The sequence below is a fragment of the Commensalibacter sp. B14384M2 genome (assembly GCF_016101865.1).
Classification (GTDB): Bacteria; Pseudomonadota; Alphaproteobacteria; order Acetobacterales; family Acetobacteraceae; genus Commensalibacter; species Commensalibacter melissae.
Genome location: NZ_JACFPS010000001.1, coordinates 85,159 through 97,488, shown reverse-complemented (window position 1 = coordinate 97,488; position 12,330 = coordinate 85,159). Strand labels below are relative to the sequence as shown.

At 38.2% G+C, this 12,330-nt stretch carries 12 protein-coding genes; 4 read left to right on the top strand and 8 right to left on the bottom strand.

The window, feature by feature from the left end:
- Positions 1–19 precede the first annotated feature (19 nt).
- Together hemA and H3R33_RS00450 are read right to left on the bottom strand one after the other, a co-directional pair.
- Positions 20–1,246, bottom strand: coding sequence for a 5-aminolevulinate synthase (hemA, locus tag H3R33_RS00455; RefSeq protein ID WP_347401046.1), 1,227 nt, complete (start codon positions 1,244–1,246; stop codon positions 20–22).
- A gap of 119 nt (positions 1,247–1,365) precedes the next feature.
- Positions 1,366–1,821, bottom strand: a complete 456-nt coding sequence (locus H3R33_RS00450; RefSeq protein ID WP_198198851.1) for a hypothetical protein — start codon at positions 1,819–1,821, stop codon at positions 1,366–1,368.
- A 433-nt stretch (positions 1,822–2,254) separates the two neighbouring features.
- Here H3R33_RS00450 and gap point away from each other — a divergent pair, with 433 nt between their 5' ends.
- A complete protein-coding gene (gene gap, locus H3R33_RS00445; protein ID WP_155568432.1) occupies positions 2,255–3,280 on the top strand; it encodes a type I glyceraldehyde-3-phosphate dehydrogenase in 1,026 nt (341 codons plus the stop codon).
- Complete coding sequence (locus H3R33_RS00440) at positions 3,280–4,506, top strand: phosphoglycerate kinase (RefSeq protein ID WP_198184495.1); 1,227 nt, start codon at positions 3,280–3,282, stop codon at positions 4,504–4,506. Before gap ends, H3R33_RS00440 begins: the two co-directional genes overlap by 1 nt.
- Before the next feature lie 292 nt (positions 4,507–4,798).
- On the opposite strand, the gene H3R33_RS00435 is transcribed toward H3R33_RS00440, so the two are convergent.
- The 6 genes from H3R33_RS00435 to dapF form a co-directional block, all read right to left on the bottom strand.
- Complete coding sequence (locus H3R33_RS00435) at positions 4,799–5,236, bottom strand: hypothetical protein (protein ID WP_198184494.1); 438 nt, start codon at positions 5,234–5,236, stop codon at positions 4,799–4,801.
- A 17-nt stretch (positions 5,237–5,253) separates the two neighbouring features.
- Positions 5,254–5,898 (bottom strand): peptidoglycan-binding protein, encoded by a 645-nt coding sequence (locus H3R33_RS00430; RefSeq protein ID WP_198184493.1) that lies wholly within the window; start codon positions 5,896–5,898, stop codon positions 5,254–5,256.
- Between the two features lie 5 nt (positions 5,899–5,903).
- The gene (locus H3R33_RS00425; RefSeq protein WP_198184492.1) at positions 5,904–6,494 is read right to left on the bottom strand and encodes an LIC_12616 family protein; all 591 of its coding nucleotides are present in this window, start codon (positions 6,492–6,494) and stop codon (positions 5,904–5,906) included.
- A 948-nt stretch (positions 6,495–7,442) separates the two neighbouring features.
- Entirely contained in the window at positions 7,443–8,399 is a 957-nt protein-coding gene (ftsY, locus tag H3R33_RS00420; protein WP_198184491.1) for a signal recognition particle-docking protein FtsY, read from the bottom strand.
- Positions 8,400–9,662: a tRNA (N(6)-L-threonylcarbamoyladenosine(37)-C(2))-methylthiotransferase MtaB gene (mtaB, locus tag H3R33_RS00415; protein ID WP_198184490.1), complete on the bottom strand. Its 1,263-nt coding sequence runs from the start codon at positions 9,660–9,662 to the stop codon at positions 8,400–8,402.
- The gene (dapF, locus tag H3R33_RS00410; RefSeq protein WP_110438507.1) at positions 9,659–10,483 is read right to left on the bottom strand and encodes a diaminopimelate epimerase; all 825 of its coding nucleotides are present in this window, start codon (positions 10,481–10,483) and stop codon (positions 9,659–9,661) included. Before dapF ends, mtaB begins: the two co-directional genes overlap by 4 nt.
- Positions 10,484–10,563: 80 nt before the next feature.
- On the opposite strand from dapF, the gene H3R33_RS00405 reads away from it, so the two are divergent.
- A complete protein-coding gene (locus H3R33_RS00405; protein WP_198184489.1) occupies positions 10,564–11,199 on the top strand; it encodes a class I SAM-dependent methyltransferase in 636 nt (211 codons plus the stop codon).
- Positions 11,200–11,230: 31 nt separating this feature from the next.
- Entirely contained in the window at positions 11,231–12,022 is a 792-nt protein-coding gene (locus H3R33_RS00400) for a class III extradiol ring-cleavage dioxygenase (RefSeq protein WP_110438508.1), read from the top strand.
- Positions 12,023–12,330: the final 308 nt, after the last annotated feature.

Here is a 12,330-nt window from a genome sequence, read left to right as displayed (position 1 = left end):
CGCAAATCGCCTTTAAAATTCATTTTTTAGGTAACAAAGCTTTCAAGGCATCTACCATATCATCCATCATTTTATCCGTATGATAAGGATTGGGGGTCAATCGCAATCGTTCCGTTCCTTTGGGCACGGTTGGATAATTTATTGGTGGTGCATAAATTTTGTATTCATCCAATAAACGTTGACTTATTTTTTTGCATAACTCAGCCTCTCCAATAATTACGGGTACAATCTGGCTTTTTGTCTCGATAAAAGGAATATTGGCCTGTCTCAATTTTTCCTGAAACGTATGAATACGTTCAAACAATTTTTCACGACGCCAATTCTGCTGGCGAACCAAACGAACACTTTTTAATGCCGCTGCCACAACAGATGGGGGTAGGGAAGTCGTAAAAATAAATCCAGCCGCAGCCAATCGTAAATACTCAATAATTTCACGTTTCGCCGTTACATATCCCCCATGTACACCAAAGCCCTTTGCAAGGGTTCCTTCAATAATATCAACCTGATTCGCTACACCATCCCTTTGAGAAACACCTCCACCCTCTTTTCCATACAAACCGACAGCATGTACCTCATCTAAATAAGTTAAGGCATTATATTTGTGTGCCAATGCACAGATGGCCCCAATATCCGCAATATCGCCATCCATAGAATAGACACTTTCGAAAGCAATCAGTTTGGCAACATTTTTTGGAGCATTTGCAAGTTTATGTTCAAGATCCTGCAAATCATTATGTTTGAAAACCACACAATCAGCATTTTTAGCTCCTTTTATACCAGCAATCATAGAATTATGATTTTGCTGATCGGAAAAAGTCATCCAGTTCCCGGACATACTCGTTAGGATAGTTTGCAAACTCGCCTGGTTTGATACATAACCTGATACAAATAACAAGCCAGCCTCTTTACCATGCAAGTCTGCAAGTTCAGCCTCGAGCGCTTCATGCAAGGGATGGGTTCCGGCAATATTTCTTGTCCCACCTGCACCTGCACCATATTTTTGGATAGCCATAATGGCGGCATTCATGACTTCAGGTTCAATTCCCATACCCAGATAATCATTGGCTGACCAGGCTATAATCGGGGTCTCCTCTTTTGCATTAATCTTTCTATCATAAACAGGATAATGCATTGACTGACGACTTAATGGGGTAAAACACCGATACCGTCCCTGTTTCTCGATATCTCCAAGCGCCTCTTTGCAATAGGCATAAAAAGGATGTGAAGATATTATGGGTTCTGACACAATTTATTCTCCTATTTTAAATCCCGAGGGATTTAAATGATTCAACATGACAAAACATTGTCTGAATAACCAATCCATTACGTCCTCATATAGAACATATAAAAAATTATCCAATAACCTTATTGTATAGTGACTTGGACAACATTTTTCTTGACCCCACCATCTGCCTTGGCATTCATTTGAATTTGCTCCGCCTTTGCACCCGCTCGGATTATTTCATTTGCAATTGCCCTGCCTTCATGCGTTGCAATATTAGTCATTTGTTCCTGCTGCATTACAGGATCAGATGAAATTGGGGTGACAAAAGTAATAACAAACAAGGCATCCGCTTTTCTTGACAACGCATCCTTTACCAAATTTGTCAAAGGTTTTTCCCATTGATCCTGGGGCGTTCCCTCTACAATTTCGATCGGTGGTGCGGGCGGAGGCGGAGGAGGTAGAGGAGGCGGAGGAATATAAGGAGCAGGCCTACGTCCTGCACTCGGGTTAAAAGTCCTTTGATCAACCAGCTTACAAGAACTTAATAAAAAAAAACCACTTAATAACAAGGAAACATAACGCAAATGACTGATCATAAAATTGACTTAAAGTGCAAAGTTGGAAAAGAACGCTAACAATCTCAATTAAACCTTAATAATTGATTTTACAATATAAAGAAATCCTTTACCCTTATATTTCTATTATTCAATAATCGAATTTATTCAATTACCAGAAATAATACCGTAAACTAAGACCGCTATTGACATGAAAGTTTCATTAAAAAAATTTGATCCTACACTTGATTCATATAAAAGATTGATAATCCTGTGCAATCACAACCTCATTTAGCATATTATTAAAAAAGCTAACAAAAGATCAAATTTGTGGTAAATTATTAAGATTAATATTCACGTTATCAAAAAAACGTGATTAAATAGAGTTAAAGACGAAGAAAAGTTTTTATATTAATTTTCACAAGACGATTCGCCTTGGAAAATCTTTTTAACCTTAAAGGGAGATTTAACTATCATGGCTATTAAACTTGCAATTAACGGTTTTGGACGTATTGGTCGCTTGGTACTACGCAGCATCATTGAAACCGAACGCACTGATGCGGAAGTCGTATTGATTAACGACCTTGGCAGCCCAGAGGCCAATGCTCACCTTCTCCGTTATGATACGGTTCACGGTCGTCTTCCTGCAGATGTTAAAGTCGAAAATAATACAATGACCATTACAACACATAATGGACGTAAAATTGGCCCAATCAAAATTACAGCCGAAGCAGATCCAACAAAACTTCCATTACAAGGTGTTGATGTTGCAATGGAATGCACAGGACGTTTCACAAGCAAGGAGGCCGCAAGTGCATTGCTTCAGGCTGGTGCCCGTAAGGTTCTTGTTTCCGCCCCCGCAAAAAATGTTGATGCAACCATTGTTTACGGTGTTAACCACAAAATTATCAATGGCAACATGACTGTCATTTCCAATGCATCATGTACCACAAACTGTCTTGCTCCTATCGCAAAGGTTCTTCAGGATACAGTCGGAATTGAACGGGGCAGCATGTTGACCATCCACTCTTACACAGGTGATCAACGCACGGTTGACACATTACATAAAGATCTCCATCGTGCCCGTGCCGCTGCACAAAACATCATTCCGACAACAACTGGTGCCGCAAAAGCCGTTGCATTGGTTATTCCCGAATTAAAAGGGAAACTGGATGGAATTGCCATTCGCGTTCCAACCCCTAATGTTTCTTATGTTGCTTTGGACTTTGTTCCCACCAAAACACCCGCTTCTGTTGAAGAGTTAAATGCCTATTTCAAAAAAGCGGCCGAAGGCGAGCTAAAGGGTATTCTTGGCTATAATGATGAACCACTCGTAAGCTCCGATTTCAATCATTGCTTTAACTCCTCAACCTTTGATGCAACACAAACCGGATTTATTGACAATGGTAAATTGATCCGTGTTGCTGGCTGGTATGATAATGAATGGGGTTTCTCAACCCGTATGACTGATACAGCTGTTGCCCTTGGGAATGCAAAATAATGGTTGAACAGAAAACTTTCAAAACCCTTGATGATCTTGATTGCAAAGGTAAGAAAGTTCTCTTGCGCGGGGATCTGAATGTCCCCATGCATGATGGCAGAATTACCGATACAACGCGTCTGGATCGTTTGGTCCCCACCATCAAGGAACTGGTTAAAAAAGGTGCAAAGGTTATTTTATGCAGCCATTTTGCCCGTCCAAAAGGCAAGGTGGTTCCAGAAATGTCTTTAAAACCAGTCGGTGAAGCTTTATCCAATATCTTAAAACAGCCTGTGGCTTTTGCTGATAATTGTGTTGGTCCTGATGCCCAGAAAGCTGTCACGTCATTGAAAGACGGTGATATTCTCTTACTTGAAAACACCCGCTTTCATGCTGGTGAAGAAAAGAATGATCCAACGCTTTCTAAAGAGCTTGCTTCTTTGGCAGATGTTTATGTTGATGATGCTTTTTCAGCCTCCCATCGTGCCCATGCATCAACCGAGGGTGTTACCAAATTCCTGCCTTCATTTGCAGGTCGTCTAATGGAGGCTGAATTAAATGCATTGAATGCCGCCCTGGAACATCCTGACCGTCCAGTTGGTGCCATTATCGGCGGATCAAAGATTTCCACAAAGCTTGATTTGCTTTCCAATATGATCAATAAGGTTGATGTATTGATTATTGGTGGGGCTATGGCCAATACCTTTCTTGCCGCTCAAGACGTCAAGATTGGTAAATCCCTGCAGGAAGTCGACATGCATGAAACAGCTCGTGACATCATGGAAAAGGCAAAAGAACAAAATTGTAAAATTCTATTACCTGTAGATGTTGTTGTGGCCGCTGAATTAAAAAATAATCCAGCGACACAAACTGTTGATGTTCATGCCGTTCCCGATAACCAAATGATTTTGGATGTTGGGCCAAAAACGGTGAAATTACTGAACAAGTATCTAGCTGAGCTCAAGACCTTGGTATGGAACGGGCCTTTGGGTGCTTTTGAATTCACACCTTTTGATAAGGCAACCAATGAAGTGGCTCAAGAAGCTGCCAAATTAACCAAAGCTGGCAAGCTTAAAAGTATTGCTGGCGGCGGTGATACGGTTTCTGCCTTAAAACATGCTGGCGTTATCAATGAAATGTCTTATGTTTCAACCGCTGGTGGCGCATTTCTTGAATGGCTGGAAGGTAAAGCTCTTCCAGGTATTGTTGCCCTAACAACATTAGCTCAAGAAACAATGCCTTTATAGGTTTTTTAAAAAAACTTTTGAAACAAAAAAGGCTGATTTTTCAGTCTTTTTTGTTTTTCTACTTGAAATATGACAATCATATTCCCGATGAATTTTTTAATATCAATAGCAGTTTTATATTTTTCATAAGTATAGGTTTTATAACTATCAACATCTGTTAAACCTCTATGAAAATTATGCCATTTTAACATCACAAAAATATTTTGTTTTCCATGAATTGGAAAAAATGGAAATATAAATAATCCTAAAATAATTTTTGCGATCTTGTTAACTGAAATCTTTTTACTTAAATCTATTGACTAGCCTTGGTTAACCCTAAATAATCTGCCAAACGATTAAATGCATTTAATCTTGCCTGATAACCATTTTGGCCTCCATTAACTTTACGTGTTACGGCCTTGACTGTAGCATCTGCTGAAATTGCAAGATCATGAACATTTGCAATATCAAACCAGTAAACAAATGCTGTCTCCACAGCATATTCATAATGATTTCTATCTGCAACCAAATCAGGATTGTTTAATAAATTATTAATATCATCGGGAAATTCTTGATGATGATAATCCTGCATTCTTCTATACAGATTTTTGCCTGTTATTTGAAGAAACCCCCTGCCTCTATATCTATATCCATCGCCACTTGCTTCATCACCATTCCCCGTACGATCAGCATATACATAGTTACCTAATGCTTGTGGATGATGAGCATAATGAGAAGTTTGTGTCCACAATTTATCTCTTCGGACTCTTATTTTTTTGCATAATTTTTTTTACACATCCGTAATGCTTGGTAACCAAATTTATCGCGCATTGCACTTACACGGTAATTTAAATCTTCCGCTATTGGTTGAAATCCACTTTCAGCAGATATCTGAGATAGGAAATAAGCAATTTCCCGCTTATCTGTCATATTAAAATGATTGGCATTTCTATTAAGGTAAGGCAATGCTGTAGCGTTAACTCCATTCTTTCCTTTACCTGATGGATTTACAGCATCCAGCATACCAATCGTTATAATTTGAGGATAAACGGCATTTTTTGTTGCCTCACTTGCGGAGCCCTTTTGCTTTTCTCCTTCTTTTTGCCAGGGTTGAATAGATGACAGTTTCCTTTCAGCATGATTTATTACAAGCGAGGTTGAAGAATCTTGGGTCAGCAAACCCGTAAAATTATTCAAGTATATTGAAGTTTTTTTACCGGGTGTTATAACACCATCAGAATGTGTATAAAATTTACTCTGAAACTCAATGATTGCCTTTTTTGTAAGCGGACCACATATTCCATCAACATCGACATATGATGCCCCATGCCGTTTGAGTAACGACTGTACAATTATAACATCTTGACGGTTATTTACAGCATTACGCCCAACCGAATGACGAATGTTACGCATTTTAATTACTCATTGAATCCATTGACATTCATAATGATTTCTTTGGCACTGCCTTCACAAACTCCAAATTCTGGATGATATTCAAAATAAACATCAACCGAGCAAACATCCTCATATTGATCTTCCGCATTGACAAATGAACTTTCTATGGTTACTTCATCGCTATAAAGAGGAAAAAATGGCGCTTTATATTGCTTAAACTGATCACTTGCCCAGGAATCATTAAATCTGACTATAAACGACTTGGCCATTTGCAGTGCTGGAACATATTCGTTTCCGACGAACATCAGGGTCATTGTAATCTGCGATCTTGACCTGAAAATCTTATGACACCCCCGATAATAGCTTTCATTACTTGAAAGACGGTTTTCATCAACGATATTCATGAGTATATAGGGTGCTTTGGGGGTTGAAACTCGATTACCGCGACCTTGTATAATCGTTAATTCAGTTCCTTTAATAGGGATAGCCTTTTTTATGAATTTTCCTACCAAATTATACATTTCTTTATAACTTAAAGTGTATAATTCTGGAAATTCTCCATCTTTGGGAGCAACAACCATGACTTTGACATGTTTATTATCTTTTTTACTCATAGAATTAAGGCTTTCTTAAATTTTTTGTTTTGGAAATTAATTGGAATATTGATGCTATTGTTTTGGCATCTATTGAAAAAATTCTATTGATAAAAAACAAAAAAACGACCTACTATCAAGGTCGCTTCATCAAGCTATACTAATACTAACTTACTAAAATAATCTCAAAATCTGACAGAAAATTCAATAATGTTTGACTGTTTGTATCAATTTTTTTAGATATATTTAAGTGGCTTTTGCAAATATAAACTATCAATCCGTTATCTCTAAAACCTATCCTTTTACAGATAACACATGATATATTCCAGAACGGCGATATTTTCAAAAATTAATCTAATAAGTATATTATATTTAAAATTACCAATTAATTTGTTTATAATGAAACAATATTTTTCAATAAAGTTGATAGCATAATACCAAATTGAACGTAGATAATCTTGCAACAATCGCTATCTACACGACCAAAAACTTAAATTGGGCTTAAATCTGCACTATCATCAAATTTTGCATAAAAAATCCGCCAAAACAAATATACTAAAACACCATATCATAACTGACCTAGTTTTTTCCTATATTCAACAATAATGAGTTCATTAAGAACAGTCTGTCTAGAATATTACTGACATTGACTACATATAAAATCATCAACAGAGCAATGACTGTAGAAAATTATAAATCCAGATGGATATTGGCTCCAAATCATTTGTAAAGGTAAAAATTTATATTGATAAATGATTATAAAAATAAATGATACTATAATTAAAATAGTGGTTAGGGCTCTAAATTAAAAAATTCTTTTTTAAAAACATCTTCTACTAACATAAAAATACTGCCAACAAGAATTTGTGATAGTAAACTATAAATTCGCAATTTTGTTTTCAAATATTATGGAGCCATCAACGATATCCCTATAAAACCATTTATTATAGCAATAATCAAAGTAATAGCTCAGTTATCAACATTAACTTCTGTAGTGGAAAGTTGAACTGTATCTCCCACCAATCCCTTGGCGAATTCTTCTGCAGAAAAATCGCGAAGATCTTCCGCCTTTTCACCAACTCCTACTGCATGGATTGGCAACTTAAATTTTTCAGCCAAGGCAATGACAATACCTCCTCGTGCCGTACCATCCAATTTGGTAATGATTAATCCACTAACATCAACCATCTCCTTAAAGATACGAACCTGTTCAATTGCATTTTGACCTGTTGTGGCATCCAAAACTAATAAAACAGAATGCGGCGCCGTTTCATCAAATTTACGCATGACACGAATGATTTTGGCAAGCTCCTCCATCAGGGCACTTTTATTATGCAAACGACCTGCCGTATCAATCAACAGCAAATCTGTTTTCTCATTTTTTGCACGTTTCAGGGCTTCAAAAGCTAGACCCGCCGCATCTGCCTGCGGTTTTCCTGAAATAACCGATACACCAACCCGATCACCCCACACTTGCAATTGTTCCACTGCTGCCGCACGAAAAGTATCCCCGGCAACCATCATCACCTTAAGCCCCTGATCAGTAAAAAACTGTCCCATTTTTCCAATCGTTGTCGTTTTTCCTGTCCCGTTTACGCCAACCATCAAAACAACATGGGGTTTCAAATCAGGATTGGGCTGAAATGGTACGGCAACTGGTTTTAGAAGCTTGGAAATTTCTTCTGCAAGAGCCTGTTTTATTTCCTGATCCGTAACTTCCGAACCGAACCGGGTCTTACGAAAGGATTCAATAACATTTTCCGCTACTTCTGGCCCGAAATCAGCAGAAATTAGAATATCCTCCAATTGTTCAAGTGATTCATCATCCAATCGTCGTTTTGTAAAAACAGATGTTAAGTTGTTTCCCAATTTTTGCGTTGAACGGGAAAGCCCCTGTTTAAGACGAGAAAAAAAACCAAGCGCCATTTATATTCTTTCTACTATAATACCATCAGAATTACCCGAAATTACACGGGCTGTAATAATTTCACCGGGAGTTGCCTTCTTACCTGTTAAGGTTGCTGCGGAAAATTGTTCACTGTGACCACGATCAACCGTTTCCATCAAGATGGAAACCGTTTTATTAACAAAACATTCATGATATGAACTGGCTATTTCCGCACCCAAATTTCGCAACCGGGCCGCACGCTCTTTCCTTACGGAAACTGCAACGGCTGGCATCTGGGCCGCAGGTGTGCCCTTTCTTTCACTATAGGGAAAAACATGAAGATAGGGAATGGCAACTGTCTTTAGAAAATCGTATGTCTCCTGAAAATACGATTCATCCTCCGTCGGAAAACCTGCAATAATGTCGGCACTTAGTCCGATATCAGGGCGTATTGAACGAAGTTGTTCAACCAATGATCCAACATCTTTGGTTTGATGACGTCTCTTCATCCGTTTTAATATCATGTCGGAACCTGCCTGAAGCGACAAATGAAGATGGGGCATAAAACGAGATTCACTGGCCATTAAATCCCACAAAACCGGATCCATACCAATTGGATCAATTGATGATAATCTTAACCTTTTTAATTCCGGAACATCTTTTAGAATAGCCTTACACAGATCCCCCAACCTTCCTTTATGTTTCAGATCCCTGCCCCATGAAGCGATATCAACTCCTGTAAGAACAATCTCATTGTATTGCTGTTGGGTCAAAGCTTTTACCTGATCAACCACTCCCTTAACAGAAACAGACCTAGAAGGTCCTCGCCCAAAAGGAATAATACAAAAAGTACAACGATGATCGCATCCCTGCTGAATTTGAACAAAAGCCCTAGTCCGACCGGTAAAATCAGTTACAACCCGTCCCACGGTATTTTTCACCGTCATGATATCGGACACCTGATTTCCTTGAGATAAAGCTGCCTCTGTCCAATTTTCCCCTTTTAACTTGTCTTCATTCCCCAATATTTGCTTCACACCCGGTAATGAAGACCATTGTTCAGGATTGATTTGTGCGGCACAACCTGTGACAATAATACGTTTTTCGCTATCTTTTCGGTGTAGCCGACGAATTGCCTGTTTTGCCTGCCGTTCTGCCTCAGCTGTCACGGCACAGGTATTGACAATAACGACATTGTCAAGTTGCTCGGCATGCTGGCTCATTACCTCACTTTCATAACGGTTAAGCCTGCATCCAAAGGTAATGATCTGCGGTTTTTCCTTTTGGGTCTTTGACGTCATAAAGGGTAATGATCCAAATTAAATTGCCCGGTAAAAGAAAAATGAACAGGACCTGTCATCAATACATCATTAGAGGCTTCATCCCATTCAACAATCAAATTCCCACCATCCATTCTTACCTCGCAATAACGATCAGCCAAACCTCGCCGAACCGCATTCACAACAGAAGCACATGCACCGGAACCACAAGCCAGTGTTAACCCTGCCCCGCGTTCCCAAACACGAACCCGCATGTTTTGACGATCCAGCATCTGTACAAACCCTATATTTGCCCCTTCCGGAAACAAGGGATCTTTTTCCAGAACCTGACCGCAAAATACAGGATCGACCGTAGATAAGTCCTCAACGAAAAATGTTACATGGGGATTTCCCATAGAAACCGCTGCCGGTTCGCCGGATAATGGCAAATATAAACTATCAACATCACGTTGTAGTGGAATATCACGCCAATTCATTTTTGGCTGTCCCATATTTACTTTTACTGTAAAAGCATCAATGACCTCGGTTGGCAGTAACCCAGCGCTGGTTTGTAAGGTAAAATTCTTACGTTGAAATTTATCATGTAACCATGCCGTGACACAGCGTGAACCGTTTCCACAGGCACCGGCCTCATCACCACCAGGATTGAAAAAACGAACATAAACATCGGCTTTTTTATCTTTTGGAGCAGATAATATAATCAACTGGTCACAGCCAATCCCATAACGACGATCACATAGTTCGGCAATACGATTATTATTTAGCTGAATTCTGTTGACAGAATTATCGATAATGACAAAATCATTACCGATACCATGCATTTTACTAAAAGAAATATCCATTATTATTCTAACGTAACTATTGGTACTTAACTTGACTTAATTTATCAATGTAACACAAAAAACGCCAATTTTTTATGCCCATGACCGAATTAAACGATTTCCATCCCCATTCTTTTGATATTGCTGGTACAGAAAATGATCTTGAATATTATACACATCATAAACCTGCACCTCTTATCGACCAAGGGGGATATAAAACTATTGAAGCCTTATATCATACTCTCATACAAAAAGGCGATACCATCCTCGACCTAATGTGTGGATCAAACAGTCATATTCCCGCGAATGTTCCATACCAAGATTTAATCGGTATTGATATCGATAACAATGCCTTACAACAAAATCATCAATTAACAAAAAAAATTCTTCAGGACATTAACCGAAATTTATCCCTTCCTTTACAAGATAACAGTGTCGATTATATTTGCCTGTGCTCAGTCATTGAATATTTGCGAAATCCTTTCGCTATTCTTGAGGAATGCTATCGGATATTAAAGCCTCAAGGCAGAATAATCTTTTCTTTTTCCCCCCGATATTTAGCGACCCGCACCATTGCCTTATGGCAGGCACTTGATAACGGGGAGCGCCAGCGCCTTATCAAAATTCTTCTGAAACGATCAGGATTCAACAATTTCGATCAGGGAGAAGTGCATCCCCCCGATAATCAGCCTCTCTGGAAAAGCAGCATATATAGTGTTGTTGCCAGTAAAATTTAATTTATGCTAATCATATTGGAATGAATCTGTAATGCGTCAACCCGTTTGTTATCTTCCCCATGGGGGCGGTCCGTGTTTTTTTATGGATGATCCTTATAATATATGGACCAATATGGGTGATTTTCTACATAAATTCCCTAAAACATTACCTAAAAAACCAGATGCCATCGTTGTCATCGCGGCTCATTGGGAAAGCGATCCGATCAAAATCCACCATCATCCAAATCCATCCTTGTATTATGATTATTATGACTTTCCCGAACATACTTATCAATTACAATATCCAGCATCAGGATATCCGCTTCTTGCCGAACAAATCCATACCCTTTTAACAGAACAGCATATTCAAAGTGAATTTGAAGAAAAAAGAGGATGGGATCATAGTGTTTTTATTCCCTTAAAAGTCATGTTTCCTGATGCCGATATTCCAATTGTGGAAATATCGCTACATAATAACCTTGATCCGGCATACCATTTTAATATCGGTCGGGCCCTTTATCCGCTACGCAATAAAAATATTTTAATTATGGGAAGTGGGATGAGCTATCATAACCTGCCCTTTTTATTTTCTGGTCAAGGCACTAGAGAGGCATATGCTTTTGATAACTGGTTAACCGATGTCATTTCCCTTCCCGCTTGTGATGATCGTGATAGATTATTGATTGAATGGGAAAAAACCGCCGGCGCACATTCGGCTCATCCACGTACAGAACATCTTCTACCCTTGATGGCGGTTTCTGGCGCAGCAAGACAAGATCATGGAAAATGTATATTTAAAGATATAATTTTACATAAACCAATTTCTGCTTACCAATTTGGTTGATTATTATCAAAACAGAAAATATTCCCTTAATCATGCTTTAGTTTTTAACATATTCTACAGTATTAAATAATACTGACATTAATTTTCTTTTTTTATAAAAATTGTTTCATGATAATACAAAATAAATCCTTAAATATTTATTTTTAAGTTTGAAAAAATTTGTATTTAGAATATTTTATAAATATTGTAGATATGTTTTAACCTAATAAATATTGATAAACCGCTTTATGATATTATATCAACCTTGAATGTATCTGATAATATCCCCATTTCACTCATTCTGTTTTTACAATTTCCCACAAAACCTT